Annotated in this window: 27 protein-coding genes and 2 tRNA genes; 7 read left to right on the forward strand and 22 right to left on the reverse strand. The window is 53.7% G+C overall.

Annotated features, from left to right (window positions below):
• Positions 1-199 precede the first annotated feature (199 nt).
• Positions 200-721, forward strand: a complete 522-nt coding sequence (locus DEU53_RS18930) for a type 1 glutamine amidotransferase domain-containing protein (protein ID WP_101762238.1) — start codon at positions 200-202, stop codon at positions 719-721.
• Between the two features lie 38 nt (positions 722-759).
• Here the strand turns inward: DEU53_RS18930 and DEU53_RS18935 are convergent, their stop codons facing one another.
• Complete coding sequence (locus DEU53_RS18935; protein WP_110868059.1) at positions 760-1185, reverse strand: YhbP family protein; 426 nt, start codon at positions 1183-1185, stop codon at positions 760-762.
• Positions 1186-1265: 80 nt separating this feature from the next.
• Between DEU53_RS18935 and DEU53_RS18940 the strand changes: the two genes are divergently transcribed.
• Positions 1266-1553 carry a GIY-YIG nuclease family protein gene (locus DEU53_RS18940; protein ID WP_101762240.1) on the forward strand — a complete coding sequence of 96 codons (288 nt, stop codon included), beginning with the start codon at positions 1266-1268 and terminating at the stop codon, positions 1551-1553.
• On the opposite strand, the gene DEU53_RS18945 is transcribed toward DEU53_RS18940, so the two are convergent.
• Together DEU53_RS18945 and DEU53_RS18950 are read right to left on the reverse strand one after the other, a co-directional pair.
• Entirely contained in the window at positions 1537-2043 is a 507-nt protein-coding gene (locus tag DEU53_RS18945) for a GNAT family N-acetyltransferase (protein ID WP_110868060.1), read from the reverse strand. The two genes, DEU53_RS18940 and DEU53_RS18945, sit on opposite strands and share 17 nt — an antisense overlap.
• Complete coding sequence (locus tag DEU53_RS18950) at positions 2037-2561, reverse strand: SCP2 domain-containing protein (protein WP_036648365.1); 525 nt, start codon at positions 2559-2561, stop codon at positions 2037-2039. Before DEU53_RS18950 ends, DEU53_RS18945 begins: the two co-directional genes overlap by 7 nt.
• A gap of 203 nt (positions 2562-2764) precedes the next feature.
• Here DEU53_RS18950 and DEU53_RS18955 point away from each other — a divergent pair, with 203 nt between their 5' ends.
• The 3 genes from DEU53_RS18955 to DEU53_RS18965 all read left to right on the forward strand — a co-directional run bounded on the left by DEU53_RS18955 (position 2765) and on the right by DEU53_RS18965 (position 5782).
• Complete coding sequence (locus tag DEU53_RS18955; protein ID WP_110868061.1) at positions 2765-3760, forward strand: peptidase U32 family protein; 996 nt, start codon at positions 2765-2767, stop codon at positions 3758-3760.
• Between the two features lie 9 nt (positions 3761-3769).
• Positions 3770-4654, forward strand: a complete 885-nt coding sequence (locus DEU53_RS18960) for a U32 family peptidase (protein ID WP_101762243.1) — start codon at positions 3770-3772, stop codon at positions 4652-4654.
• A gap of 117 nt (positions 4655-4771) precedes the next feature.
• The gene (locus DEU53_RS18965) at positions 4772-5782 is read left to right on the forward strand and encodes a luciferase-like monooxygenase (protein ID WP_110868062.1); all 1011 of its coding nucleotides are present in this window, start codon (positions 4772-4774) and stop codon (positions 5780-5782) included.
• A gap of 3 nt (positions 5783-5785) precedes the next feature.
• Here the strand turns inward: DEU53_RS18965 and DEU53_RS18970 are convergent, their stop codons facing one another.
• Entirely contained in the window at positions 5786-6703 is a 918-nt protein-coding gene (locus tag DEU53_RS18970) for an AraC family transcriptional regulator (RefSeq protein WP_110868063.1), read from the reverse strand.
• 183 nt (positions 6704-6886) lie between these two features.
• Between DEU53_RS18970 and DEU53_RS18975 the strand changes: the two genes are divergently transcribed.
• Positions 6887-7633 (forward strand): SDR family NAD(P)-dependent oxidoreductase, encoded by a 747-nt coding sequence (locus tag DEU53_RS18975; protein ID WP_110868064.1) that lies wholly within the window; start codon positions 6887-6889, stop codon positions 7631-7633.
• 68 nt (positions 7634-7701) lie between these two features.
• On the opposite strand, the gene DEU53_RS18980 is transcribed toward DEU53_RS18975, so the two are convergent.
• The 17 genes from DEU53_RS18980 to rlmE form a co-directional block, all read right to left on the reverse strand.
• Entirely contained in the window at positions 7702-9612 is a 1911-nt protein-coding gene (locus DEU53_RS18980; RefSeq protein WP_110868065.1) for a DEAD/DEAH family ATP-dependent RNA helicase, read from the reverse strand.
• Between the two features lie 16 nt (positions 9613-9628).
• A complete protein-coding gene (gene yrbN / locus DEU53_RS23335) occupies positions 9629-9685 on the reverse strand; it encodes a protein YrbN (protein WP_098053093.1) in 57 nt (18 codons plus the stop codon).
• Positions 9686-9789: 104 nt separating this feature from the next.
• A complete protein-coding gene (nlpI, locus tag DEU53_RS18990; protein WP_008104288.1) occupies positions 9790-10674 on the reverse strand; it encodes a lipoprotein NlpI in 885 nt (294 codons plus the stop codon).
• Positions 10675-10803: 129 nt separating this feature from the next.
• Entirely contained in the window at positions 10804-12942 is a 2139-nt protein-coding gene (pnp, locus tag DEU53_RS18995) for a polyribonucleotide nucleotidyltransferase (protein WP_101762248.1), read from the reverse strand.
• Positions 12943-13251: 309 nt separating this feature from the next.
• Positions 13252-13521 (reverse strand): 30S ribosomal protein S15, encoded by a 270-nt coding sequence (rpsO, locus tag DEU53_RS19000; protein ID WP_036620269.1) that lies wholly within the window; start codon positions 13519-13521, stop codon positions 13252-13254.
• A gap of 133 nt (positions 13522-13654) precedes the next feature.
• Positions 13655-14599 (reverse strand): tRNA pseudouridine(55) synthase TruB, encoded by a 945-nt coding sequence (gene truB, locus DEU53_RS19005; protein WP_110868066.1) that lies wholly within the window; start codon positions 14597-14599, stop codon positions 13655-13657.
• The gene (rbfA, locus tag DEU53_RS19010; protein WP_101762250.1) at positions 14599-15006 is read right to left on the reverse strand and encodes a 30S ribosome-binding factor RbfA; all 408 of its coding nucleotides are present in this window, start codon (positions 15004-15006) and stop codon (positions 14599-14601) included. Before rbfA ends, truB begins: the two co-directional genes overlap by 1 nt.
• A 65-nt stretch (positions 15007-15071) precedes the next feature.
• Complete coding sequence (gene infB, locus DEU53_RS19015) at positions 15072-17762, reverse strand: translation initiation factor IF-2 (RefSeq protein WP_064737725.1); 2691 nt, start codon at positions 17760-17762, stop codon at positions 15072-15074.
• 17 nt (positions 17763-17779) lie between these two features.
• Complete coding sequence (gene nusA / locus DEU53_RS19020; protein WP_101762251.1) at positions 17780-19267, reverse strand: transcription termination factor NusA; 1488 nt, start codon at positions 19265-19267, stop codon at positions 17780-17782.
• A gap of 24 nt (positions 19268-19291) precedes the next feature.
• The gene (gene rimP, locus DEU53_RS19025) at positions 19292-19744 is read right to left on the reverse strand and encodes a ribosome maturation factor RimP (RefSeq protein WP_137386838.1); all 453 of its coding nucleotides are present in this window, start codon (positions 19742-19744) and stop codon (positions 19292-19294) included.
• A 212-nt stretch (positions 19745-19956) separates the two neighbouring features.
• Positions 19957-20033, reverse strand: a tRNA-Met gene (locus DEU53_RS19030).
• A 59-nt stretch (positions 20034-20092) separates the two neighbouring features.
• Positions 20093-20179, reverse strand: a tRNA-Leu gene (locus DEU53_RS19035).
• Between the two features lie 49 nt (positions 20180-20228).
• Positions 20229-20564, reverse strand: coding sequence for a preprotein translocase subunit SecG (gene secG, locus DEU53_RS19040; RefSeq protein WP_007886689.1), 336 nt, complete (start codon positions 20562-20564; stop codon positions 20229-20231).
• Between the two features lie 216 nt (positions 20565-20780).
• Positions 20781-22115 (reverse strand): phosphoglucosamine mutase, encoded by a 1335-nt coding sequence (gene glmM / locus DEU53_RS19045; RefSeq protein WP_101762253.1) that lies wholly within the window; start codon positions 22113-22115, stop codon positions 20781-20783.
• Positions 22116-22118: 3 nt separating this feature from the next.
• Positions 22119-22952: a dihydropteroate synthase gene (gene folP, locus DEU53_RS19050; RefSeq protein WP_110868067.1), complete on the reverse strand. Its 834-nt coding sequence runs from the start codon at positions 22950-22952 to the stop codon at positions 22119-22121.
• Between the two features lie 130 nt (positions 22953-23082).
• Entirely contained in the window at positions 23083-24990 is a 1908-nt protein-coding gene (ftsH, locus tag DEU53_RS19055) for an ATP-dependent zinc metalloprotease FtsH (protein WP_036620266.1), read from the reverse strand.
• Between the two features lie 175 nt (positions 24991-25165).
• A complete protein-coding gene (gene rlmE, locus DEU53_RS19060) occupies positions 25166-25795 on the reverse strand; it encodes a 23S rRNA (uridine(2552)-2'-O)-methyltransferase RlmE (RefSeq protein WP_007886684.1) in 630 nt (209 codons plus the stop codon).
• A 125-nt stretch (positions 25796-25920) separates the two neighbouring features.
• On the opposite strand from rlmE, the gene yhbY reads away from it, so the two are divergent.
• On the forward strand, positions 25921-26214 hold the full coding sequence (gene yhbY, locus DEU53_RS19065; protein WP_007886683.1) for a ribosome assembly RNA-binding protein YhbY: 294 nt from the start codon (positions 25921-25923) through the stop codon (positions 26212-26214).
• A gap of 126 nt (positions 26215-26340) precedes the next feature.
• On the opposite strand, the gene greA is transcribed toward yhbY, so the two are convergent.
• On the reverse strand, positions 26341-26817 hold the full coding sequence (gene greA, locus DEU53_RS19070; RefSeq protein WP_110868068.1) for a transcription elongation factor GreA: 477 nt from the start codon (positions 26815-26817) through the stop codon (positions 26341-26343).
• Positions 26818-26888 lie beyond the last annotated feature (71 nt).

The following is a 26888-nucleotide window of genomic DNA, read 5'->3' on the forward strand; positions in this document are numbered from 1 at the left end:
GGATACGCGGCGGAAAGGCCTTAGTGTCATTCAGGTCATTTCATTGCGCCATGTGGAAATCGCCTAAACTTGATCCGGCGCGGAAATTTACCTCCCGGAAGAATTGCCGGCTGGCTTGCTTTTTGCGACATGGCTACCAGGCTTGTTGGGTTAGAAGTGCAACGAACATAAGGTTCGTGATCAACAAGGAGGAAAAAAGATGAGCAAGAAAATAGCGGTACTGATTACCGATGAATTTGAAGACTCAGAGTTTACCTCACCGGCGGAGGCTTACACTCAGGCGGGCCATGAAGTGGTTACCATCGAGTTTAAGGCCGGCAACATCGTTAAAGGGAAACAGGGTAAAGCTGAGGTCAACATCGACAAGGCTATTGATGATGTGAATGCAGCCGAGTTCGATGCGCTGCTGCTGCCCGGCGGACACTCTCCCGATGCCCTGCGCGGTGACGATCGCTTCGTCAACTTCACCAGGGAGTTTGTCGCCAGCGGCAAGCCGGTGTTTGCCATTTGCCATGGCCCGCAGCTGCTGATCAGCGCGAACGGCGTGCGCGGCCGCAAAATGACCAGCGTAAAAGCCATCGCCATCGATCTGCGTAATGCCGGTGCGGATTTTTACGATAAAGAAGTGGTGGTGGATGATGACAAGTTAGTTACCAGCCGCACGCCTGAAGACCTGCCCGCGTTTAATCGCGAGTCGCTGCGGATTTTGAACGCGGCCTGATAGTTTTTCCTGCATTGGGGTCGCCGTGAATGGCGGCCCTAAGGCCGGGTCCATATAATCTTTTTGCCAAAGCCCAGCGCATTGTCGGTCATCTTCACTTCGTCGAGCACGATTTCCCATAGCGGTGCGGTGACTTTCTTTGCCACTGGAAAACGCTTCTGATAGGCGTGACGCGCAATAACTTCCCTGTCTCCGCTTAGCAGCTTAATCACGCCGCGATACTGCACGCCTTTAATCAGCAGCACACTTTTGGGCTGGCCATTCACCGTGCCCGCCACGCGCGGATTTGACTGGATTAATGCGCCATGGCGCGTGTCTGGTTCAGTCATCAGCCAGAACGCCATGTTCGCGGCATCAAATACATAAAAGCAGTTGGCACACCACAGATCGTCGCCGTGGCTGGCAGATAACGACAGCACGTGCTGTTTTTTTAAGTAGCGAATCAGATGAGCATGGTCGGACAAAATTGGACTCCGTGCGGCGAATAGCGATGCAGCCTGAAGCGCGCTACACTGCCTGCCAGCTAATTTTCGGGATAAGTATGATGGAACAAGGCTGGCAGCTTTATCTGCTACAAACCGCCGCAGGCATGCTGTATACCGGCATCACCACCGATGTTAATCGTCGGCTGCAACAGCATCAGCAGGGACGCGGCGCGCGTTCGCTGCGTGGCAAGGGCCCGCTGACGCTGGTGTTTCACTGCGATGCGGGCGATCGGGCGGCGGCGTCACGCCTGGAATATCAGGTGAAGCAGCTGAGCCGCGCGCAAAAGCTGCTGCTGGTTGCACAGCAGCCGCCCTGCTTAGTGGCCTGGTTTAGTCGAAACGGTTAAACGGCAGCGCGAATTCGATCAGCCCTTCTGCACCGACAAACGCATCGTCGGCCAGTTTGTAGACCTGAAAGGCCGCTTCACTGCCTAACCAGCGACAGTGCAAACCATGACGTGCCGCCGGTTCAAATCCGAGTGGATTGTAGAACTCAGGATCGCCCAGCACCACCACGGCGCTGTAGCTGAACTCATTCAGTGAATCCAATCCTTCATACACCAGCCGTTTAGCAAGGCCCTGTTTGCGCACCGATTCATCCACGGCGAGCGGCGCCAAAGCGACCCAGTTGCGGTCTTCTCCCTGCAGGGTCACCGGACTGAAAGCGGCATAACCCAGCACCTGACCTTCATCATCCGTGGCAACTACACCGAGAGTCAGCAAGCCATCTTCGCGCAGTTGCTGTATCAGTTCCGCTTCGGCAGCGGTAGCAAAACTGCGCTTTAACAGGCTATCGATGCCTACTGCATCAACGCCAATTTCAGTACGAATCAACATGAGATCCCCGCGCGCGCCTCAGCGGCCTTCGCGTCCTGTTTCATTCCTGCCTCAATAAAAGCAGCGAGCTGCTGCAATCCCGTGCGTAATGGCGTGGGCATGGCATCCAGTTCAATGGCATCCATCAGGTTTTTCACCTCAAGTCCTAGCTCAGTGTCACCTTCAATCACCAGACGGCGTTGAAAGAACAACATATCGGGATCCGCTTTGCGTGCTGCCACCAGCAACAGATCGTTGGCTTCACCGCGAAACCAGACATCAGCCTCGGTGTCGCGCGAAACGGTCAGGCGCCCTGCTTGCAGGGTGGTGATCCAGCGCAGATTCACATCGGCAACCTCAATCCCCAGATAACGCCCTTCCAGAAAGTCTAACTCACCTTCAGACAAAGCATGACGAAATTGCCAGTTTAGGAGTTGTTGCAGAATAGCTTTTTTTAGCGGGAAAGGGGTAATGGAAACAGGTAAAGCAAGGAATTCTGGCCCTTTTTCAACAATCAGACCGCGTAAGCGCGCAAACATCATCGTCATTCCCTTCAGAAAATTTCATCTATTTTGCCACATCTGACCGGCTTCGCCTCCACTGAGATCAAGGAAATCGCCGCCTGGCTGGACGAAAAACCTTCACTCCCGATCATCAATGCCGCTTTCACTGCCTTAAATCAACATTGCTGTCGGGTCAGTTATTTACACTCTTCGGCTTCAGAATCCGGGGAGGAAAATGTATGGAACTGCTGTGTCCGGCGGGGAATTTGCCTGCGCTGAAATCGGCGGTGGAGCATGGTGCTGACGCGGTGTATGTCGGCCTGAAAGACGATACCAATGCCCGCCACTTTGCTGGCCTCAATTTTACCGATAAGAAACTGGCTGAAGCCGCACGCTATCTGCATCAGCATCGGCGCAAACTGCATGTGGCAATCAACACCTTCGCCCATCCTGATGGCATCAATCGCTGGCAAAGCGCGATTGATGTTGCCGCTCAGAACGGCGCGGATGCGTTGATTCTGGCCGATATTGCCACGCTGGAGTACGCGGCAAAACACTATCCGCAGGTTGAGCGTCACCTTTCGGTACAGGCCTCCGCCACCAATCTGCAGGCCATCCATTTTTACCATCGTCATTTTCAACTCAGCCGCGTGGTGCTGCCGCGCGTGCTGTCGATGCATCAGGTCAAACAGCTGGCGCGTGAAACGCCGGTACCGCTGGAAGTGTTCGCTTTCGGTAGCCTGTGCATTATGGCTGAAGGCCGCTGCTACCTCTCTTCCTGGCTGACCGGCGAGTCGCCTAACAGCGCGGGAGCCTGCTCGCCGGCGAAATTTGTGCGTTGGCAGCAGACGCCAAAAGGCATGGAATCGCGCCTGAATGAGGTGCTGATTGACCGTTACGCGCCCGACGAGAGCGCTGGCTATCCTACATTGTGCAAAGGCCGTTACGAAGTGGATAACCAGCTCTATCACGTACTGGAGGAGCCCACCAGCCTGAACACCTTGTCGCTGCTGCCTGAACTGCTGCGCGCCAACATTGCCTCGGTGAAAATTGAAGGACGCCAGCGCAGCCCGGCCTATGTGGCGCAGGTAGCGAAAGTGTGGCGTCAGGCCATTGATCGCTGCATGGCATCGCCGGGACAGTATGCCGTGCAGGAACCCTGGATGCAGGCGCTGGGCGAGTTATCAGAAGGCAGCCAAACCACGCTCGGTGCTTATCACCGTGACTGGCAATAAGGAGATCGCATGAAATACGCCATCGGGCCGGTGCTGTGGTACTGGCCAACTGCAACGCTGGAAACCTTTTATCAACGCGCCGCCGAGAGCAGCGCGGAGATCATTTATCTCGGCGAAGCCGTCTGCAGTAAAAGACGCGCCACCTCGTTCCATCAATGGATGGACATCGCGCGCATGCTAGCGCTGCAGGGCAAGCAAGTGGTGCTGAGTACGTTGGCACTGCTGCAGTCGCCATCGGAAGTCAAAGAGCTGCGCCGCTATGTCGAGAACGGTGAGTTCCTGCTGGAAGCCAATGATATCGGCACCGTGAACATGGCGGCGGAGCGCAAATTGCCGTTTGTCGCCGGCCCAACGCTGAATGTGTATAACGCGCAGACGCTGCAACTGTTGTTGAAAGAAGGCATGACGCGCTGGTGCATTCCGGTGGAGATGTCCCGCGACTGGCTGATTCAACTGCTGCAACAGTGCGATGCGGCGGGTGTGCGCGAACAATTTGAGGTGGAAGTGCTTGGCTATGGTCATCTGCCGCTGGCGCTGTCAGCACGCTGCTTTACCGCACGCGCCGAGAATCGTGGCAAAGATGATTGCCAAACCTGCTGCATCAATTACCCAACCGGCCGTCGCGTGCTCTCGCAGGAAGGCCAGCAGGTGTTTGTGCTCAACGGCATTCAGACCATGAGCGGCTATTGCTACAACCTCGGCAATGACCTGAGCGGCATGCATAACTGGATCGACATTGTGCGTTTGTCGCCCCAGGGCGAAAGTACGCTCGCCGAAGTGGATCGCTTCCGCGCCAACGAAGCCGGTCAGGCACCGCTAATGATGGCGCGCGGCAGTGATTGTAATGGTTATTGGCGTCGCCTGGCGGGAATGGCACTGGAAGGCGGCAGGTAAAGGCACATTCCGGCTATATTCCTGCTGTTATTAGCAGTTTTAATATAGGTAACGATGAGTAATACTCACAAGCGCAGGTCCGACTAAACACCTGCGCCATCCCTATTTGGAGTGCCCATGTCTGAGAAAAAAACTGTTCGCCTGTCCGTGTTGGATCTGGCCCCTATTCCACAAGGTTCCACTGCACGCGACGCGTTCCATAATTCGCTGGCACTGGCCCGTCAATCCGAAGCACTGGGCTTTCACCGCTACTGGCTGGCGGAACACCATAATATGACGGGGATTGCCAGCGCCGCGACGTCAGTGCTGATTGGCTATTTAGCGGCTAATACCGAAACGCTGCGCCTCGGTTCAGGCGGCATTATGCTGCCCAATCACGCGCCGCTGGTGATCGCCGAACAGTTTGGTACCCTCGAGTCACTCTATCCTGGGCGCATCGATTTGGGACTGGGCCGCGCGCCGGGTTCCGACCAACGCACCATGCTGGCGTTGCGTCGTCATCTTTCCAGCGGCCAGGCAGATAGTTTTCCGGAAGATGTCTCTGAACTGATCCGCTGGTTTGACGCCGAAGAGGGAGAACATCCGCCAGTACAACCGGTTCCAGGTTTAGGATTGAAAATTCCGGTGTGGCTGCTCGGTTCCAGCCTGTACAGCGCGCAACTGGCTGCTCAGCTGGGTTTGCCGTTTGCATTTGCCTCGCATTTCGCGCCGGATCTGCTGTTCCAGGCGCTGCATCTCTATCGTGAGAAATTCAAACCTTCCGCGCGTCTGGCGAAGCCGTATGCGATGGTGTGCGTCAACGTCGTCGCAGCCGATAGCGAACGTGACGCCCGCTTCCTGTTCACCTCGATGCAGCAGCAGTTTATTAACCTGCGTCGCGGCAAACCGGGTCCGCTACCTGCGCCGGTGGAGAACATGGATCATCTGTGGTCGCCGTCCGAGCAATATGGCGTGCAGCAGGCACTCAGCATGTCGATTGTCGGCGATAGCGATAAAGTCCGCAGCGGCCTCGCCGCGCTGATGCGTGAAACCCAGGCGGACGAGATTATGGTTAACGGCCAGATTTACGATTCGCAGGCGCGTCTGCGCTCCTTCGCGCTGGCAATGGAAGCAGCGCGCACGCTGTAAACCTCATTGCGGTGGGTTTAACCACTCTGGGCCCACCGCAAGGGTTCGCACGTCTCGCGCCGGTGACTGACCGTGAAAACGGCTGTATTCACGACTGAACTGCGAAGCACTTTGATAACCCACCCGATAACCCGCCGTGCCGGCATCCAGCTTCTCAATCAACATCAAACGCCGCGCCTCGTTGAGCCGCAGCTGCTTTTGATACTGCATCGGCGTCATCGCCGTTACCGCTTTAAAGTGATGATGCAGCGACGAAATACTCATCCCTACGCTGCTTGCCAGAAAATCCATTTTCAACGGCTGATGAAAGTTTTCGCGTAGCCAACGCGCGGCGCGCGCCACTTTGTTGCCTGGCCGTTCCGTCAACGCCATGTTGAGAATGCGCGGCCCTTCGGGTCCAGTCAGCAAACGATAGAAAATCTCCTGCTCAATCAACGGTGCCAGCGCGGCTATGTCCTGCGGATGATCCAGCAACTCGACTAAACGCATCACCGCATCCACCAACGGTGGCGCGACTTTATGCACGGCGATACCGCGCTCGCTCACCGCCGTGCTGCCGAGTTGATGGTGCGGAAAGTGTTCCAGATAACGCATCAGACGCGTTTCGTTGATGGTGATGCCCACACCAAGATTCGGTTTCTCTGGCGTCGCCATGACCACGCAGGATTGCACCGGCATATCAAGCGTCACCAACAGTAAATCGCCCGGCCCGTAATGCATCACTTCATCACCCATGCGCAGCGCTTTTTGCCCCTGCGCGATCAGGGCAAAGCTCGCCCAGGTCGCCACGTGCGCCAAACTGGTGGGCTGAGAACTGCGGCCGAAAGAGAGAAAGTCGATTGGGCAATAGTGACGACCATCCTGCGGTGCGTGGCGGGCAATAATTGCCACCAACTGCTGCCATTGTTCCTGATGAATCATGCGCTCGGTGCTCCGCGGTAAGAAATCACTGATTTGATATTCTCGCTTGTGGTTGGCGCTGCGACTAGTCCTTGAACAGCAGATTTGCAGGATCGTGCAAGAAGCTTGCAGGATTGCGCTACCACCTGAATGTATGGACAGCGCATGCTTTATCTTCCCCGAAATCTCAGGTGGAGAGACACGATGAAAACACTTGAAGGCAAAATTGCGCTGGTGACGGGCGCTTCGAAAGGCATTGGTGCCGCCATCGCCATGACTTTCGCGGCGGCCGGTGCTCGGGTGGTGGTGAATTATCTTCAGGACGAAGTGGGTGCGGCGGATGTGGTGACCGACATTCAGGCGCTGGGTAGCGACGCCATCGCCGTACAGGCTGATATTTCACGCGAGGCCGATGTGCAGCGCTTGTTCGCTAGCAGCATTGAGCAGTTTGGCGCGCCCGAAATTGTGGTGAATAACGCCGGGATTTTTCACCACGGTGACTTTGCCGAGCTTAGCCTCAGCGAGATGCAGCAGCAGCTGAATGTGAATCTGCTGGGTACCTTACTGGTGTGTCAGCAGGCGGCAAAACATTTCCCCGCACGCGGCGGTTCCATCATCAACCTTAGCGCTTTAAATAGCCAACGCTGCACGCCCGGCTCGGTGCTTTGGGCAGCAACCAAAGGCGCGATCGATACCTTAACGCAGGGCCTCGCACGCGAGCTTGGGCCACGTAATATTCGCGTCAATGCGTTAGCACCCGGCATTATTTTAACCGAAGGTTTGCTGGCGGCGAAGAAGATGCACCCGGAGTTGAAAGCACAGCTGATAGCGGCAACGCCGCTCGGACGCTTTGGCTTGCCGGAAGATGTGGCGCAGGTGGCGCTGTTTATGGCGTCAGAAGAGTCAGCTTACGTTAGCGGTGAACGCGTGCTGATTGCTGGTGGCGTGTAAAATTTACCTTCCACGCGCATAAAAAAAGGGACGCGTTAGCGTCCCTTTTTACTTTTCGCGTTTATCGCTTATGCGTCACGACGACGTGATGCAGCAGCGCCTTCTGGACGCGGGCCACGACCACCTTCACGGCTGAAGCGTCCGCCTTCACGGCCACCTTCACGACGTTCGGAGAAGCGACGTGGAGCGCCTTCGCCACGTGGAGCACCATCACCGCGCGGTGCGCCATTGCCACGACGTTCGCCACCAGCAGATGGACGACGTTCGCTGCGCTCGTGCACTGGCGCATCACCCATCAGCTGCATATTCATCGGTTTGTTCAGAATACGCGTACGAGTAAAGTGCTGCAGCACTTCGCCCGGCATGCCTTTCGGCAGCTCGATGGTTGAGTGAGTACCAAACAGCTTGATGTTACCGATGTAACGGCTGCTGATGTCGCCTTCGTTAGCGATCGCGCCAACGATGTGACGAACTTCAACACCATCATCACGGCCCACTTCAATGCGATACAGCTGCATTTCGCCAACGTCACGACGTTCACGACGTGGACGATCGCCATCGCGGCTGTCACGGCTTTCGCGTGGACCACGAGAATCACGTGAATCGCGACGCTCACCACGGTCAGGACGATCGCTGAACTCGCGACGCGCTGGACGCGGTGCTTCTGGTGGCAGAATCAGTGGACGTTCGCCCTGAGCCATTTTCAGCAGTGCTGCGGCCAGCGTTTCGATATCCAGATCTTCGCCCGGCTGCATTTTGCTCAGCAGTGCGCGGTACTGGTCCAGATCGCTGCTTTCCAGCTGCTGCTGTACTTTAGCCGCGAACTTAGCCAGACGACGCTCACCCAGCAGTTCTGCGTTCGGCAGCTCAACTTCTGGAATGGTCAGCTTCATGGTACGTTCGATGTTGCGCAGCAGACGACGCTCGCGGTTCTCAACGAACAGCAACGCACGACCTGCACGACCTGCACGGCCGGTACGGCCGATACGGTGAACGTAAGACTCTGCATCCATTGGGATATCAAAGTTTACAACCAGACTGATACGCTCAACGTCCAGACCACGTGCTGCAACGTCGGTCGCGATCAGGATGTCGAGACGACCATCTTTCAAACGCTCCAGCGTCTGCTCACGCAGTGCCTGGTTCATGTCACCGTTCAGTGCTGCACTGTTGTAACCGCTGCGCTCCAGCGCTTCGGCCACTTCCAGCGTGGCATTTTTGGTACGCACGAAGATGATGGCTGCATCGAAATCTTCCGCTTCCAGGAAACGAACCAGCGCATCAGTTTTACGGCCGTAAGCGGTCCAGTAAGACTGAGAAATGTCCGGGCGCGTAGTCAGGCTTGACTGAATGCGCACTTCCTGTGGATCTTTCATGAAACGCTTGGTAATACGGCGAATCGCTTCTGGCATGGTGGCTGAGAACAGCGCGGTCTGATGACCGTCTGGAATCTGCGCCATGATGGTTTCAACGTCTTCGATGAAGCCCATACGCAGCATTTCATCCGCTTCGTCCAGCACCAGACCGCGCAGATTAGACAGATCTAACGTGCCACGCTTCAGGTGATCCAGCAGACGACCAGGGGTACCCACAACAACTTGTGGTCCCTGACGCAGGGCGCGCAGCTGTACGTCATAACGTTGGCCGCCGTACAGGGCTACCACGTTAATGCCACGCATGTGTTTAGAGAATTCTGTGACGGCTTCAGCAACCTGTACCGCCAATTCGCGGGTAGGTGCCAGCACCAAAATTTGCGGTGCTTTAACAGTAGCATCAATGTTGTTTAGCAGCGGCAGTGAGAATGCCGCAGTTTTACCACTACCGGTCTGCGCCATACCCAACACGTCACGGCCAGCCAGCAGATGAGGAATACACTCAGCCTGGATTGGAGAAGGCTTTACGTAGCCCATACCGTTCAGTGATTCGAGGATGTCGGCGTTCAGGCCAAGGTCAGCAAAAGTGGTTTGAATATCAGTCATGTAGTACACGTGCCTCTTAGATTGCGGCGGCCAGTCTACATAACTCGTCGTGAAAACTTTCAGTCATTTTCATCAAAAAGTGTGAACCGGCTCAAATTAGAAGTTTTGACGAACAGAAAAGCCCTCATCTCTGAAGATGATGACTTTACAGGTATTCAGGCAATAAAAGTTCGTCAGCTATTGCTGGTCAGATTCTGATAAATCGTCTTGTGTCTGGCCGAGTTGCGCCAGTTCCAACAATGCGTATCGGTGCTCAACAAAGTTATTTACGTTGTTGGCCACCGCCAGTTTGAACAACGCTTTCGCGTCGTCCTTCTCCCCCAGACTTAGGTAATACTTACCTAAATAGAAGTTGGTTTCACTGAGATGTTCAGCGAGCGAGGTGTTATCCGTTGCGTCCGCCTTGAGACGTTCCATCAGCGTTTTTTCACTGATGTCGCCAAGGTAGAACTCGACAATATTCCATCCCCATTGATCGCGAACCGCTTTGTCATGACGCTGTCTCAGCGTAACTTTTGCCTTGTCGGCATCCATATCGCTTTCAACGAGATAGAGCCAAAGGCTGCGGAATGGATCGTTAGGATCGTCTTGATAAAACGCCAGCAGATCATCTTGCGCTAACTTGTATCGACCGCCGTAATAGAGGGCGATACCACGGTTTAAATGCGCATAGTTGTAAGTTGGATCAAGCTCAAGTACAGAATCAAACGCTTCATAGGCAGCATCAAAGTTGCCTGCCTGCGTTAAGTATATACCGAGATAGTTAAATACCTCAGGCATATCTGGTCTTATAGACAGCGCTTGCGAAAAATCGTTCCGCGCTAATGCCCTCAGACCCAAACTATCATACAACACTCCGCGCTCATATAATAGCTGTGCGCGTTCATCATCGGTCAGGGCACGACTGGCAAGAATTTGTTCCATTCGCGCCAGGATCACCTCTTGCTGCAGTGTGGGCTGCAAAGGTACTGCCAGAACTTCGTTCTTACGCCAATTGGAGTTGCTGCATCCTGCCAGCGTGATAGCTGTCGCAACAAAACACCAGCGCAAAAAAGGCTTCATTTCCCACTCCCGAATACAAACATTGGGACAACCATCCTGTCATCCTCCTGCTGTGCACAAGGATTCCCGCCCTCGCGATGATCTAAACACCTCTCCCCGCAAAGCAGGGAGAGGTAAATCGGTAAACGCTTACTCGGCGTCAGATGCATCAGATGCAGCGGTAGCAACTTCTTCCGCTGGTTTCTGCTCTGTCGCTTCTTTGATGCTCAGGCGTACACGTCCCTGACGGTCCACTTCCATTACTTTCACTGGAACTTCCTGGCCCATCTGCAGGTAATCGGTCACTTTCTCTACGCGCTTGTCGGCGATCTGAGAGATGTGCACCAAACCTTCTTTACCGCCGCCGATTGCCACGAAGGCACCGAAATCAACGATACGTGTCACTTTACCAGAGTAAACGCGGCCAACTTCGATCTCAGCAGTGATCTCTTCGATACGACGAATGGCTTCTTTGGCTTTCAGGCCATCAGTAGCAGCAATCTTCACGGTACCGTCATCTTCGATTTCGATGGTGGTGCCGGTTTCTTCGGTCAGCGCACGGATCACTGAGCCGCCTTTACCGATGACATCTTTGATCTTGTCTGAACTGATTTTGATGGTGTAAATGCGCGGCGCGAACTCAGAAATTTCCTGACGCGGCGTGCTGATTGCCTGTTCCATCACGCTCAGAATGTGCAGACGCGCACCCTTCGCTTGGTTCAGAGCAACCTGCATGATTTCGCGGGTGATGCCTTCGATTTTGATATCCATCTGCAGCGCAGTGATACCATCGCGGCTACCCGCTACTTTAAAGTCCATATCGCCGAGGTGATCTTCGTCACCCAGGATGTCAGACAGAACCACAAAGTTGTCGGCTTCTTTAACCAGACCCATCGCAATACCGGCTACGGCAGCTTTGATCGGTACGCCAGCATCCATCAGTGCCAGAGATGCACCGCACACGGAAGCCATTGAAGAAGAACCGTTAGATTCAGTGATCTCTGAAACCACACGCACGGTGTAGGGGAAATCAGCTTGCTTAGGCATTACTGCCAGCACGCCGCGCTTCGCCAGACGACCGTGACCAATTTCACGACGCTTCGGTGAGCCAACCATACCGGTTTCGCCCACGCAGTATGGAGGGAAGTTGTAGTGGAACAGGAAGCTATCAGTACGCTCGCCCATCAACTCATCCAGATTCTGCGCATCACGTGCGGTACCCAATGTTGCGGTAACCAGCGCCTGCGTTTCACCACGGGTAAACAGTGAAGAACCGTGCGTGCGTGGCAGTACGCCAGTGCGCACATCCAGGCCACGAATCATATCTTTCTCACGGCCATCGATACGCGGTTCGCCACGGATGATGCGGCTTCGAACAACACTCTTCTCAAGGTCGTGAACGATGTCAGCGATATCGCCAGCATCCAGCGTTTCATCTTCAGCCTGCAGTGCAGCAATGGTCGCGTCTTTCACTGCGCCAACCTGAGTGTAACGCTCTTGCTTATCAGTGATGCGATAGGCATCGCTGATGCCCGCTTCTGCCAGTGCAGTAACGCGTGCGATCAGTGCATCGTTAGTTGGCAGTGGCTGCCAATCCCAACGTGGTTTACCCGCTTCGGCAACCAGCGCATTGATGTTTTCGATAACGATCTGCTGTTGGTCGTGGCCGTATACCACAGCGCCCAGCATCTGCTCTTCAGTAAGGATGTCAGCTTCTGATTCCACCATCAGCACCGCGTTCTGGGTACCGGCAACAACCAGGTTCAGACGTGATTCGTTGATTTCATCAGCAGTTGGGTTCAGTACGTACTGATCGTTAATATAACCCACGCGCGCTGCGCCGATTGGGCCATTGAACGGCAGACCTGACAGAGCCAGCGCAGCAGATGCGCCGATCATCGCAACGATGTCAGGGTTAACCTGTGGGTTAACAGAAACAACGGTTGCAATAACCTGGACTTCGTTAATGAAGCCTTCCGGGAACAGCGGACGAACTGGACGGTCAATCAGGCGTGAGATCAGGGTTTCGCCTTCGCTTGGACGGCCTTCACGACGGAAGAAGCTACCCGGGATACGACCAGCAGCGTAAGTACGCTCCTGATAGTTAACCGTCAGCGGGAAGAAATCCTGACCTGGTTTAGTTTTTTTCTGGCCAACAACGGTAACGAATACAGCAGTGTCATCCATGCTCACCATTACTGCAGCGGTAGCCTGGCGCGCCATCATGCCGGTTTCCAGCGTGACGGTATGCTGACCATATTGGAATTTGCGTACGATCGGGTTCAGCAAAATTTAAGTCCTTAAATTCAGAGGCGCAGCCCATTCTGGCGCGCCGGGGATTACCGATCTTCAGTTGCATCCTCGCGACTAATGACAACCTTAACCGCCCATGCGGTAAAGCCTCTCATTAGCCGCGCGAACCTCTGCAAGCAAAGATCACTCTCTGCAACAATACATGAGTTTGGTCCGGATTGCTGCGGATTGCTCGAAAAAAGGGGCCATAAAGGCCCCCTTTTCGCGAAACTCGCACAAATCTGATCGTCAGATGCGTTTTTTTGCATGGTGCATGCGCTACATCCTTGATCAGATTCTTCAGACTTAGCGACGCAGACCCAGGCTTTCGATCAGACCGGTGTAGCGAGCAACGTCTTTACGCTTCAGGTAGTCCAGCAGCTTACGACGCTGAGATACCATGCGCAGCAGACCGCGACGGCTGTGGTGATCTTTCTTGTGCTCAGAGAAGTGACCCTGCAGGTGGTTAATCTGAGCAGTCAGCAGAGCAACCTGAACTTCAGTTGAACCGCTGTCGTTGGTACCACGACCGTATTTAGCAACGATCTCTGCTTTAGCTTCTACGCTTAGAGACATAATAAACTCCGTTGGATAATGAATGTATGGGTGCCGATCTCTAATTCAGCAGCCCGCTTTTAAAGCCGCGCCATTCTACTCTTCGCCTGATAGCAACGCAAATGCGCCGTTAGGTCAAATGCGGGAGGCTTGATTACACAGGAAATTCTACCACCAGACGACGCGGCGCCACGCGTCCATCGTCGGCGATTTCGGCCATACCAATGAATTTTTGCTCATCACCTTCCGTCACGCGTACCAATCCCTGTTCCGGCGCATCCGCCACCTGAACCGGCATACCTTGTTTGAAATAAGCCGCCACCGTAGGCAGCAAATTCACTATCGGGAACTCTTCTGCCGGACTATCCATCGGCAGCAATAACGCATCGAGCGCACTGTAATCCGGCGTTTCCGCCATGTTGACGGTGGCCGCCACTTCCTGCAGCTGCTCCAGCGTCACCATTCTTTCGATCGGATAACGCGCCACCTGCAGACGACGCAGCATGATAACGTGCGCACCGCAGCCAAGCCGTTCACCGAGATCGTCGATGATAGTGCGGATGTAAGTGCCTTTAGAGACGTGAATCTCCAGCTCCAGTTCATCACCTTCCCAGCGAATAAACTGCAGCTCAAACACTTTGATCGGGCGCGCTTCACGCGGCACAGTTATGCCTTCACGTGCGTACTCGTATAGCTTGCGTCCCTGATACTTCAGCGCGGAGAACATGGTCGGCACCTGCATGGTGTCGCCACGAAAATAGTCCAGCGCTGCATTCAGTGCCGCCTGATCAAAAGTAATTGCACGCGTCTCAACAATATTACCGTCGGCATCAGACGTATCGGTGCGTTCACCCAGGCGAGCAATGACGCGATAACGCTTGTCCGAATCGAGCAGATACTGCGAAAACTTGGTGGCTTCGCCGAGGCAAATCGGCAGCATGCCGGTCGCCAGGGGATCGAGGGCGCCGGTGTGGCCCGCTTTGTTCGCGTTGAACAGACGTTTTACTTTCTGCAGCACATCATTGGAAGATGCGCCTTGGTGCTTATCCAGCAGAAACACACCGTGGACGTCGCGACCGCGACGACGAGGACGACTCATTAGTCCTCCTTGTCATCTTCCGCCGGGCTATCGCCACGACGCTCAACATCGCTCTTAATAACGTTGCTGACCAGGTTCGACATGCGCATACCTTCGATCAGAGAGTTGTCGTAGAAGAAGGTTAGCTCCGGCACGATGCGCAGGCGCATCGCTTTACCTACCAGCGTACGGATATAGCCAGAGGCTTCTTTCAGCGCCTTCAGGCCGTTTTGCACTGCTTCTTCATCTTTATCATTCAAAAAGGTCACAAACACCTTGGCATAGGCAAGATCGCGCGACACTTCGACGCCCGAAACCGTCACCATCATACCGAGACGTGGATCTTTAATTTCGCGCTGCAGGATAATTGCGATCTCTTTCTGCAACTCCTGAGAAACGCGCTGTTGGCGGCCAAATTCTTTTGCCATTATTCTTTCTCCCAAATAATTCGGGAGGCCAGAGGCCTCCCAAATTGCAACACATCAAATGATGATCAATCGATGGTGCGTTTAATTTCAATCACTTCGAACACTTCGATCATATCGCCAACGCGAACGTCGTTATAGTTCTTCACGCCAATACCACATTCCATGCCGTTACGAACTTCGTTGACGTCATCTTTGAAGCGACGCAGTGATTCCAGTTCGCCTTCATAGATAACCACGTTGTCACGCAGTACACGGATTGGGTTGTGACGTTTGATGATACCTTCAGTGACCATACAGCCCGCGATGGCACCAAACTTCGGTGATTTGAACACGTCACGTACCGCAGCCAGACCGATAATCTGCTGTTTGAACTCTGGAGCCAGCATACCGCTCATTGCTGCTTTTACTTCGTCGATCAGATTATAGATGACGGAGTAGTAACGCAGGTCAACGTTTTCAGCGTCAATCACGCGGCGAGCAGATGCATCAGCACGCACGTTGAAGCCGAGAATGATGGCGTTGGATGCTGCAGCCAGCGTGGCGTCGGTTTCGGTGATACCACCCACGCCTGAACCGATAATGCGTACTTTCACTTCGTCGGTAGACAGTTTCAGCAGCGAATCAGAGATGGCTTCAACAGAACCCTGTACGTCAGATTTCAGCACGATGTTCAGCTCAGACACTTCGCCTTCAGTCATGTTGGCGAACATGTTCTCCAACTTAGACTTCTGCTGACGCGCCAGCTTAACTTCACGGAATTTGCCCTGACGATACAGTGCAACTTCACGCGCTTTCTTCTCATCACGTACTACAGTCGCTTCATCACCCGCAGCCGGCACACCGGACAGACCGAGGATTTCGACTGGAATGGATGGACCTGCTTCCAGTACTTCACGACCCAGTTCGTCACGCATCGCACGTACACGGCCATATTCGAAGCCGCACAGCACGATATCACCTTTGTTCAGCGTACCTTCACGTACCAGCACGGTAGCAACCGGGCCACGACCTTTGTCGAGGAACGATTCAATCACCACGCCGCTGGCCATACCTTCACGGATAGCAGACAGTTCCAGAACTTCAGCTTGCAGCAGAATCGCATTCAGCAGGTCGTCGATACCGGTACCGGCTTTCGCAGAGACGTTAACGAACATGTTCTCACCGCCCCACTCTTCCGGAAGAATTCCGTACTGGGTCAGTTCGTTCTTAACGCGGTCTGGATCAGCATCTGGCTTATCAATTTTGTTAACCGCAACAACCACTGGCACACCGGCTGCTTTCGCATGCTGGATAGCTTCAACGGTCTGAGGCATCACGCCATCGTCAGCAGCCACAACCAGGATAACGATATCCGTGGCCTGCGCACCACGAGCACGCATTGCGGTAAACGCGGCGTGTCCAGGGGTATCGAGGAAGGTGATCATACCGTTGTCAGTTTCAACGTGGTAAGCACCAATATGCTGGGTAATACCGCCCGCTTCGCCTGATGCCACTTTCGTTGAACGAATGTAGTCAAGCAGCGAGGTTTTACCGTGGTCAACATGACCCATGATGGTGACGACTGGCGCACGGCTTTCCTGCGCAGCATCGGTGTCACGATCGTCCATTACCGCTTCTTCCAGCTCATTCTCACGGCGCAGGATCACTTTGTGACCCATCTCTTCCGCAACCATCTGAGCGGTTTCTTGATCGATAACCTGGTTGATGGTCGCCATGGCGCCCATCTTCATCATCGCTTTAACGACCAGAGAACCTTTGATCGCCATTTTGTTGGCCAGTTCAGCAACGGTGATGGTTTCACCGATGACAACATCGCGGTTAACCGCCTGAGCCGGCTTGTTAAAGCCCTGCTGCAGGGTGCTTGGCTTACGATGCTTACCGCCTTTGCCGCCACGCACCTGAGCACGCGCTTCTTCGCGATCGGTTTTAGCTTCAGAATGCTTGTTGCCTTTCTTAACCGGACGAGCCGCTTTGGTGGTGCGAGCACGTGCACGGCCAGCTTCTACCTGGCGATCGTTCTCGTCTTCTGCCTGACGGGCGTGAGTAGAGGTAGTGACGTGATAGTCGCCTTTATCCTCTTCTTCAGGTTTTGCCCATTCAGCGCCTTTCTCTTCAGCCAGGCGGCGGGCTTCTTCAGCCACGCGGCGCGCATCTTCTTCCAGCTTACGGCGTGCTTCTTCTTCTGCTTTACGTTTCAGTTCGGCAGCTTCTGCTTCACGACGGGCTTTATCAGATTGCGCAGCCTTGGCTACTACATCGGTAGGTTGATTAGTCAATTTCTCTTTTTCCGCTGCTTCACGTTTAGCCTTGTCAGCGGCTTCGCGCTTGGCTTTGTCTTCGGCTTCACGTTGCGCTTTCTGTTCAGCTTCGCGACGGGCTTGTTCTTCCGCCTCGCGACGCGCCTGCTCTTCCGCTTCACGCTGCGCCTCGGCTTCCGCTTCTGCCTGAGCTTGCTCAGACTCTGCATCGCCTTTCACGTATGTGCGCTTTTTGCGGACTTCGATTTGTACCGACTTACTTTTACCCCCGGTGACGGGAATATTCAAGGTGCTGCGCGTCTTGCGCTGCAAAGTCAGCTTGCTTGAACCGGTCTGACCGTGCTCACGATTCAGGTGAGACAGTAAGGTTTCTTTCTCTTGCTGGGATACCGCATCGTTTTCAGACTTACGAATCCCTGCATCAGCAAATTGCTGTACCAGGCGATCGACCGGGGTCTGAATTTCGGCGGCCAGCGATTTTACGGTTACATCTGTCATGCTGTTCCTTCCTGTTATTACGCGTCATCGCCGAACCAGCAGATATTACGTGCAGCCATAATCAGCGCACCGGCTTTCTCGTCATCCAGCCCTTCAATATCTGTCAGATCGTCAACACCTTGCTCAGCGAGATCTTCCAGCGTGCAAACGCCTTTCGACGCCAGGCGATACGCCAGCGCACGATCCAAGCCCTCAAGATTCAGAAGATCCTCAGCGGGCTCCTGATTACCAAGGCTCTCTTCTTTCGCTAATGCCAGGGTGGTTAACGCATTTTTTGCTCGTTCACGCAGGGCTTCAATGGTCTCTTCATCGAGGCCGTCGATTTCCAGCAGCTCGTTGATTGGCACATAAGCCAATTCTTCCAGCGAAGAGAAGCCCTCTTCCACCAGAATGGTGGCGAACTCTTCGTCGATGTCGAGATGTTTGGTGAACATATCGATCGCTGCATGGGCTTCAGCTTGGTGCTTAGCCTGCAGATCATCGACGGTCATCACGTTTAGTTCCCAACCGCTCAGTTGGGAAGCCAGACGCACGTTTTGGCCGTTACGGCCGATCGCCTGAGCCAGATTGCCGGCTTCAACAGCGATATCCATGGTGTGATTGTCTTCATCCACCACAATTGACGCCACATCGGCTGGCGCCATAGCGTTGATAACGAACTGCGCCGGGTTGTCGTCCCACAGCACAATGTCGATACGCTCGCCACCCAGCTCGCTCGAAACCGCCTGGACACGCGCACCGCGCATACCGACGCAAGCGCCCACTGGATCAATACGTTTATCGTTGGTCTTCACCGCGATTTTGGCGCGTGAACCCGGATCGCGCGCTGCCGCTTTGATCTCGATAACTTCTTCGCCAATTTCTGGCACCTCAATGCGGAATAACTCGATCAGCATTTCTGGTTTAGAACGGGTGACGAACAGCTGCGCGCCACGCGCTTCAGGGCGAACGGCATACAGCACACCGCGGATACGGTCACCTGGACGGAAGTTTTCACGCGGCAGCATGTCTTCACGCAAAATCACCGCTTCAGCATTGCTGCCGAGGTCCAGTGAAATGTTGTCACGGTTCACTTTCTTCACCACGCCAGTGATGATTTCGCCTTCGTGCTGACGGAACTGATCAACCACCATTGCGCGCTCAGCTTCACGTACTTTTTGTACGATAACCTGCTTAGCAGTTTGGGTGGTGATACGGTCGAAGGTGACAGATTCAATCTGATCTTCGACAAATTCGCCCAGATTGAACGCTTCGTCTTCATAACGGGCTGCATCCAGCGTGATCTCGCGAGTCGGCTGCGTGACTTCTTCTACAATCTGCCAGCGACGGAAGGTGTCGAAATCGCCGCTGCGGCGATCGATGCTGACACGCACTTCGATCTCTTGCTCATACTTCTTTTTGGTCGCAGTGGCCAAAGCGCTCTCCAGCGCTTCGAAGATTTTCTCACGCGGCAGGGCTTTTTCGTTAGAAACGGCTTCTACTACAGCTAAGATCTCTTTGTTCATCCTGGTTAGCCTCAATCCGGACTTTTAAAAGTGGGGGACCAGGTTCGCTTTCTGAATGTTGCTCAGCGCGAACACTTCATCGTTACCCTCAACGGTCACCGTGATCATCTCGCCTTCAACAGACTTGATGATACCCTGCCATTTACGGCGGTTTTGTACGGCCATGCGTAGTACCAGGCTCACCTCGTCACCGACAAAACGTGCATAGTGTTCAGCAGTGAAAAGAGGACGTTCGAGACCCGGCGAGGAAACTTCAAGGTTGTAAGCCACGGTAATTGGATCTTCCACATCCATTACTGCGCTAACCTGGTGGCTAACATCGGCGCAATCATCAACATTGATACCCTCTTCACTATCAATATAGATGCGCAGGGTTGATGTGCGACCACGAATAAACTCAATACCGACTAATTCGTAGCCAAGCGCTTCTACTGGAGCAGAGATCAACTCTGTCAATTTTTGCTCTAATGTGGACAAGCCCACCCCCAAGACATAAAAAAAGGGCCTATAGCCCAGTGTTTCGATTTCCTGATAACAAAAAACCCCGAATATTCGGGGCTTTTTGTGACTGGACCCTGTACGCCGCATAGCGGCTTCGGAGCACAATCCAAAAGAATTTTTTTCAAAAATCACTGAGATTGCGTCCGTCGATGCATACAGTATATTTGAAAAAGAACTCTAAGGGAAAGTGGTTGCGGGGGCCGGATTTGAACCGACGACCTTCGGGTTATGAGCCCGACGAGCTACCAGGCTGCTCCACCCCGCGTCCGAAAACGTGGCGAATAATACGCCGACCTTGCAAAAAATGCAAGTTAAACTGAGATTTGGTACCGAGGACGGGACTTGAACCCGTAAGCCCTTTCGAGCACTACCACCTCAAGGTAGCGTGTCTACCAATTTCACCACCTCGGTACATCACTAGACTGCGACGTTGTTTTATCGCACTACAGCGTTGACGATCTTACTGCGGGATATCATTGCCCGGTGTTGCCGGTTTAGCTGGCTGAGTCTGCTGTTCAGACTGCGCCGGCGCAGTGAGGTTATCCCACTCGCTACCTTTGGCTGTTTTATTACTGTTCAGGTTACCCAGAACCAGGCTGATGATGAAGAACAGCGTAGCCAGTACCGCGGTCATACGAGTCATAAAGTTGCCAGACCCATTTGAACCAAACAGCGTACCAGAAGCGCCTGCACCGAATGAGGCTCCCATATCAGCGCCTTTGCCTTGCTGCAGCATGATCAAACCCACGAGGCCAATCGCTACAATAAGGAAAACAACTAACAGAGCTTCGTACATAATCAACCTGTTTCCTTGCGCGTTATCTGCACAGTTAAAGCTTCAACCAATATCGATGGGGAGTCTCGTCATCACCCATCAGAAGCGGGTGTGAATACTAACCAAAGGCACATACCTCTGCAAGTGCAATTTTCACCATCGCTATCGATTGCGGAAAAAAGCACCATCCCGGTGATTTTGCAGGCGGAAAGTTTAAAAACTCCCCGCCTGAAAAACTTACACCGCTTTTACTGCATCCGCGATTTTATGCGCCAACGCGCTGACCTGCGCCTCATCTTCACCTTCCACCATCACACGAATCAGGGGTTCAGTGCCGGATTTGCGCAGCAACACGCGACCGCGTCCCGCCAGCGTTTTTTCAGCTTCCGCAGTGACAGCTTTCACGCTTTCGCTTTCCAGCGGATCGTGCTCGCCAGCGAAGCGCACATTGACCAGAATCTGCGGCAGCATTTTCATGCCACTGCACAGGTCGTGTAGCGTCATATGGTTGCGTACGATTGCAGTAAGCACTTGCAAACTTGCTACGATGCCGTCGCCGGTGGTGGTTTTATCCAGCAGAATAACGTGACCGGAGTTTTCGGCTCCTAAACGCCAGCCCTTCTCCTGCATTTTTTCCAGCACATAGCGGTCGCCCACTTTCGCACGGGTAAACGGGATACCCAGCTGTTTCAGCGCCAGTTCCAGACCCATGTTGCTCATCAACGTGCCCACCACGCCACCGCGCAGCTGGCCCTGACGTAGCCCTTCACGCGCAATGATGTAGAGAATTTGATCGCCATCGACTTTGTGACCTAAATGGTCAACCATCATGATGCGGTCGCCATCACCGTCGTACGCCAGTCCGAGATCGGCCTTCTCTTCCAACACGCGATGCTGCAGCAAACGCAGATCGGTCGCACCGCAATCTTTGTTGATGTTCATGCCATCCGGCTGCACGCCGATAGCAATCACATTCGCACCCAGCTCACGCAGCACATTAGGCGCAATGTGATACGTCGCGCCATTCGCACAATCGACCACAATCTTTAGCCCATTCAGGCTCAGCTCGCTTGGGAAAGTCCCTTTGCAGAATTCGATGTAACGACCAGCAGCATCGACAATGCGACTGGCACGGCCCAGTTCAGCCGACTCTACGCAGGTGATCGGCTTTTCCATCTCCAGTTCGATGGCTTCTTCAACTTCATCCGGCAGCTTGGTACCTTCAGCCGAGAAGAATTTGATGCCATTGTCGTCAAAGGGATTATGAGAAGCTGAAATGACAATACCCGCTTCCGCGCGGAAAGTGCGGGTCAGATAAGCAATTGCAGGTGTCGGCATCGGGCCGGTGAAAGCCGCCGACAATCCCGCCGCCGCCAGGCCCGCTTCCAGTGCCGATTCCAGCATATAGCCTGAAATACGCGTATCTTTACCAATCAATACCTTGCGTGAACCCTGGCGCGCCAGCACCTTACCGGCCGCCCAGCCTAACTTGAGGACAAAATCAGGGGTAATCGGTGCTTCACCGACTTTGCCGCGAATCCCATCTGTACCGAAATATTTACGATTACTCATGCTTTATCCTTTTGCTCTCCGTGTCGCTTCGACGACGCGCATCGCTTCGACAGTCTCTTTCACATCATGCACGCGAATAATTTGCGCCCCTTGCATGGCGGCAATCACCGCACAGCTGAGGCTTCCGGTCAGACGCTGGGCCGGACCGACATTTAGCAACTGCCCAACCATCGACTTGCGTGACATTCCTACCAACAGCGGTAAGCCGTAGTGGTGGAAATGGCTGAGGTTGGCCAGCAGTTCATAGTTGTGGCTGAGATTCTTACCGAAACCGAAGCCAGGATCGAGCATCAGATTATCTTTTTTGATGCCGGCTGCTTCACATCGCGCAATCTGTGCAGTGAAGTAAGCATCCACTTCGCTCACGATGTGGCTATATTCCGGTGCCTGCTGCATGGTGCGCGGTTCTCCTTGCATATGCATCAGACACACCGGCAAGCCTGTTTCTGCCGCCGCCGCCAGCGCGCCCGGTTCGGACAAAGAACGAATGTCATTGATAATGTGAGCACCCACTCGCGCCGCTTCACGGATCACTTCTGGCTTGGAAGTATCGACCGAAATCCACACCTCAAAACGCTGCGCGATGGCTTCCACCACCGGAATAACGCGTGCCAGCTCCTCTTCCACGCTAACTTCATCAGCGCCCGGACGCGTTGATTCACCGCCCACATCAATGATGGTGGCACCGGCATTCACCATTTCATTGGTGTGCGTCAGCGCATCGACCAGCGTGTTGTGACTTCCACCATCAGAGAAAGAGTCCGGCGTGACATTCAAAATACCCATCACATGGGGAAAAGAGAGATCGAGATGGGAATCACGGGCGAACAACTTCATGGCGAGAATCTCCTTGAGGAATCACTGAATCACGGAATGTAAAAAACCCCGGACTGGCCGGGGTTTGCATTGTAACAAGTATTGCGGGAGGGAGAACTGGCGGTGAGCAACGCATCCCGCCAGAATGCCATCACATGATCTTGTCTGAACCCGGCGTTTTCGGGTCATCAACAGGACGTGGAGCCTGCGTAGAGTCGCCGTTACCCACAGCAACTTTCGCCTCTTCCCAACCTGCTGGTGGACGCACTTCGCGGCGTGCCATCAGATCGCTGATCTGCGGTGCATCGATGGTCTCATACTTCATCAGCGCGTCTTTCATCGCGTGAAGGATGTCCATGTTTTCATTCAGAATACGGCGTGCACGCTGGTAGTTGGTATCGATAAGGTGTTTAACTTCCTGATCGATAATGCGCGCCGTTTCATCTGACATGTGTTTTGCTTTCGCCACTGAGCGACCGAGGAACACTTCGCCCTCTTCTTCAGCGTAAAGCAATGGACCCAGCTTCTCAGAGAAGCCCCACTGCGTAACCATGTTGCGTGCTACGCTGGTCGCCATTTTGATGTCAGATGAAGCACCGGTAGAAACATAGTCCGGACCATAAATGATCTCTTCCGCCAGACGTCCGCCGTAAGCCACAGAAATACGGCTTTCCAGCTTCTGACGGTTGGCGCTGATCTCATCGCCTACTGGCAAGAAGAAAGCCACACCCAGAGCACGACCACGCGGAATGATGGTGACCTTGTGCACCGGATCGTAACCCGGAACCAGCGTACCCACGATCGCGTGACCCGCTTCATGATAAGCCGTCGATTCTTTCTGCTCTTCGGTCATCACCATGGAGCGACGTTCCGCACCCATCATGATTTTGTCTTTGGCTTTTTCAAACTCAACCATCGAAACAACACGCTTGTTGCCGCGAGCAGCAAACAGCGCAGCTTCGTTGACCAGGTTAGCCAAATCCGCACCGGAGAAACCAGGCGTACCACGTGCGATAACTGATGGATCCATATCGGTTGCCAGCGGCACACGACGCATATGGACTTTCAGAATCTGCTCACGACCACGCACGTCTGGCAGACCCACCACAACCTGACGGTCAAAGCGGCCTGGACGCAGCAGCGCCGGGTCAAGGACGTCTGGACGGTTAGTTGCCGCGATAACGATGATGCCTTCATTACCTTCAAAGCCATCCATCTCAACCAGCATCTGGTTCAGCGTTTGTTCACGTTCATCGTGACCACCGCCTAAACCGGCGCCACGCTGACGGCCAACCGCATCGATTTCATCGATAAAGATGATGCACGGTGCCGCTTTCTTCGCTTGTTCGAACATGTCACGCACACGAGATGCACCGACACCGACAAACATTTCCACGAAGTCAGAACCGGAAATGGTAAAGAACGGGACTTTGGCTTCACCAGCAATCGCTTTCGCCAGCAGCGTTTTACCGGTACCCGGAGGGCCGACCATCAGGACGCCTTTCGGAATTTTACCGCCCAGCTTCTGGAAACGGCTCGGCTCACGTAGATACTCAACCAGCTCACCAACTTCTTCTTTGGCCTCATCACAACCGGCCACGTCAGCAAAAGTGGTTTTGATCTGATCTTCGGTCAGCATGCGGGCTTTGCTCTTGCCGAAGGACATCGCGCCCTTGCCGCCGCCGCCCTGCATCTGCCGCATAAAGAAGATCCACACGCCAATTAGCAGCAGCATTGGGAACCATGAGATGAAGATGGAAGCCAGCAGGCTTGGTTCTTCAGGCGGTTCGCCAACGACTTTGACGTTTTTGGTCAACAGGTTATCGAGTAACTTAGGATCGTTGACGGGGATATAGGTGGTGTATTTATTGCTGTCTTTTTTGACAACGTTAATCTCACGCCCGTTAATTCGTGCCTCGCGGACCTGATCTTGGTTCACTTCCGATAGGAAAGTTGAATAATCAACCCTACGGCCATTCGACTCGCTGGGCCCAAAGCTCTGGAATACAGACATCAGCACGACCGCGATGACTAACCAGAGAATCAGGTTTTTCGCCATGTCACTCAAGGGATTAACCTCATATTACAACGATGTTAACAGACAGCGTAGGGTACTATAGATCCTTCATACCTGGAATCGCAGTGCGGATGATTTTGCTTGTTTACCCTGAAACTCAGAATTACACATCAGAGTAAACGCATTGGTCGTCTTGCTTTGATTCCGGCAATTCGGGCTAAAGTTTGCGCCCCGTCGCCACAATGTACACTTCGCGCGAACGTAATCGCGAAGCGTCCGGCTTACGAATTTTTACTTTCGTAAACAGGGAGCGAATTTCCCGCAGGTATTCATCGAAGCCATCTCCCTGAAACACTTTCACGACAAAACTGCCGCCTGGGGCCAGGATATCCCGACACATTTCCAGCGCCAATTCTACCAAATACATCGAACGTGGAATATCAACCGCAGGTGTACCGCTCATGTTGGGTGCCATATCAGACATCACCACCTGCACCTTTTGGTCGCCAACGCGCTCCAGTAAGGCGTTAAGTACCGCCTCATCACGAAAGTCGCCCTGCAAAAAATCAACGCCGACAATCGGATCCATTGGTAACAGATCGCAGGCGATGATACGACCACTTGATCCGATAAGCTGAACCACATATTGCGACCAGCCGCCGGGTGCCGCACCGAGATCAACAACCGTCATCCCGGGTTTGAAAATCTTGTCACCCTGCTGAATTTCTTCAAGTTTAAACCAGGCACGCGAACGTAACCCTTTTTTCTGTGCCTGCAGCACATATTTATCGCTAAAGTGTTCCTGTAGCCAGCGACTGGAACTGGCCGAACGCTTTTTACCCGTCATAATTTTTCCAATTAAATCGTCATCGTAGCGATAAATCAGCACGCAATGGTTGCGTTGATTTGGCGATATACCCGAGATGGCGGTAGAATGAACCGTTTTCAATCCCTGAGTAAGCAAAAAATACGATGAATCTGAGTACCAAACAAAAACAGCACCTGAAAGGCCTTGCCCATCCGCTTAAGCCGGTTGTCATGCTGGGCGGAAATGGCCTTACCGAAGGCGTGCTTGCCGAAATCGAACTGGCGCTCGAACATCACGAATTGATCAAGGTAAAAATTGCCTCGGAAGATCGTGAAACTAAGCAGCTGATCGTGGACGCTATCGTGCGTGAAACTAAAGCAGGCAACGTACAGGTAATCGGCAACACGCTGGTGCTGTATCGCCCTGCCAAAGAGCGTAAAATTACTCTTCCGCGTTAATCATGCCTTTAAAGGCGGCGACGGGCAAAGAAAGTGCCACGCTCCTGCATGTGATAAAAGGCCGCAATGCGGCCTTTTTCCTTTCTTTACAAAATGCAGCGACATATTGCAAAGCGTAGCAATGTCTTAAAGGTATTCCACCTTCAGGACTTCATATTCCACATCCCCGCCTGGGGTTTTCACAATCGCGACATCGTCGGCTGATTTTCCAACCAATCCACGCGCCATCGGCGAATTCACTGAAATCAGGTTCTGCTTGAAGTCAGCTTCATCGTCACCCACGATGCGGTAGGTGAATTCTTCATCCGTATCCACATTAAGAATGGTAACGGTAGCGCCAAAAATCACGCGACCGGTTTTCGGCATGGCAGTCACATCAATGACTTGCGCATTGGAAAGCTTGGCTTCAATCTCCTGAATACGCCCCTCGCAGAAACCCTGTTCTTCGCGAGCCGCATGATATTCGGCATTCTCTTTCAAATCGCCGTGCTCACGGGCTGTGGCGATGGAGGCGATGATGCGCGGACGCTTCACAGTTTTCAGTTCGTTCAGCTCTTCGCGCAGCTTCTCAGCGCCTTTCAACGTCATCGGAATCTGATTCATTTTGGCTCCTCGTCATCTATCCTGGTTAACGGCGTCATCCTGACCGGTGACAGCAGAAAACAGCTTCTGCA

It is taken from the genome of Pantoea sp. AG1095 (assembly GCF_003208415.1).
Taxonomy (GTDB): Bacteria; Pseudomonadota; Gammaproteobacteria; order Enterobacterales; family Enterobacteriaceae; genus Pantoea; species Pantoea leporis.

What these genes read in the sequence shown, in the direction of transcription:
- DEU53_RS18930 (WP_101762238.1), top strand. Translation starts at nt 200, where the DNA reads ATGAGCAAGAAAATAGCGGTACTGATTACCGATGAATTTGAAGACTCA.
- DEU53_RS18940 (WP_101762240.1), top strand. Translation starts at nt 1,266, where the DNA reads ATGGAACAAGGCTGGCAGCTTTATCTGCTACAAACCGCCGCAGGCATG.
- DEU53_RS18945 (WP_110868060.1), bottom strand. Translation starts at nt 2,043, where the DNA reads ATGTTGATTCGTACTGAAATTGGCGTTGATGCAGTAGGCATCGATAGC.
- DEU53_RS18950 (WP_036648365.1), bottom strand. Translation starts at nt 2,561, where the DNA reads ATGTTTGCGCGCTTACGCGGTCTGATTGTTGAAAAAGGGCCAGAATTC.
- DEU53_RS18955 (WP_110868061.1), top strand. Translation starts at nt 2,765, where the DNA reads ATGGAACTGCTGTGTCCGGCGGGGAATTTGCCTGCGCTGAAATCGGCG.
- DEU53_RS18960 (WP_101762243.1), top strand. Translation starts at nt 3,770, where the DNA reads ATGAAATACGCCATCGGGCCGGTGCTGTGGTACTGGCCAACTGCAACG.
- DEU53_RS18965 (WP_110868062.1), top strand. Translation starts at nt 4,772, where the DNA reads ATGTCTGAGAAAAAAACTGTTCGCCTGTCCGTGTTGGATCTGGCCCCT.
- DEU53_RS18970 (WP_110868063.1), bottom strand. Translation starts at nt 6,703, where the DNA reads ATGATTCATCAGGAACAATGGCAGCAGTTGGTGGCAATTATTGCCCGC.
- DEU53_RS18975 (WP_110868064.1), top strand. Translation starts at nt 6,887, where the DNA reads ATGAAAACACTTGAAGGCAAAATTGCGCTGGTGACGGGCGCTTCGAAA.
- DEU53_RS18980 (WP_110868065.1), bottom strand. Translation starts at nt 9,612, where the DNA reads ATGACTGATATTCAAACCACTTTTGCTGACCTTGGCCTGAACGCCGAC.
- nlpI (WP_008104288.1), bottom strand. Translation starts at nt 10,674, where the DNA reads ATGAAGCCTTTTTTGCGCTGGTGTTTTGTTGCGACAGCTATCACGCTG.
- rpsO (WP_036620269.1), bottom strand. Translation starts at nt 13,521, where the DNA reads ATGTCTCTAAGCGTAGAAGCTAAAGCAGAGATCGTTGCTAAATACGGT.
- truB (WP_110868066.1), bottom strand. Translation starts at nt 14,599, where the DNA reads ATGAGTCGTCCTCGTCGTCGCGGTCGCGACGTCCACGGTGTGTTTCTG.
- rbfA (WP_101762250.1), bottom strand. Translation starts at nt 15,006, where the DNA reads ATGGCAAAAGAATTTGGCCGCCAACAGCGCGTTTCTCAGGAGTTGCAG.
- infB (WP_064737725.1), bottom strand. Translation starts at nt 17,762, where the DNA reads ATGACAGATGTAACCGTAAAATCGCTGGCCGCCGAAATTCAGACCCCG.
- nusA (WP_101762251.1), bottom strand. Translation starts at nt 19,267, where the DNA reads ATGAACAAAGAGATCTTAGCTGTAGTAGAAGCCGTTTCTAACGAAAAA.
- secG (WP_007886689.1), bottom strand. Translation starts at nt 20,564, where the DNA reads ATGTACGAAGCTCTGTTAGTTGTTTTCCTTATTGTAGCGATTGGCCTC.
- glmM (WP_101762253.1), bottom strand. Translation starts at nt 22,115, where the DNA reads ATGAGTAATCGTAAATATTTCGGTACAGATGGGATTCGCGGCAAAGTC.
- folP (WP_110868067.1), bottom strand. Translation starts at nt 22,952, where the DNA reads ATGAAGTTGTTCGCCCGTGATTCCCATCTCGATCTCTCTTTTCCCCAT.
- ftsH (WP_036620266.1), bottom strand. Translation starts at nt 24,990, where the DNA reads ATGGCGAAAAACCTGATTCTCTGGTTAGTCATCGCGGTCGTGCTGATG.
- rlmE (WP_007886684.1), bottom strand. Translation starts at nt 25,795, where the DNA reads ATGACGGGTAAAAAGCGTTCGGCCAGTTCCAGTCGCTGGCTACAGGAA.
- yhbY (WP_007886683.1), top strand. Translation starts at nt 25,921, where the DNA reads ATGAATCTGAGTACCAAACAAAAACAGCACCTGAAAGGCCTTGCCCAT.
- greA (WP_110868068.1), bottom strand. Translation starts at nt 26,817, where the DNA reads ATGAATCAGATTCCGATGACGTTGAAAGGCGCTGAGAAGCTGCGCGAA.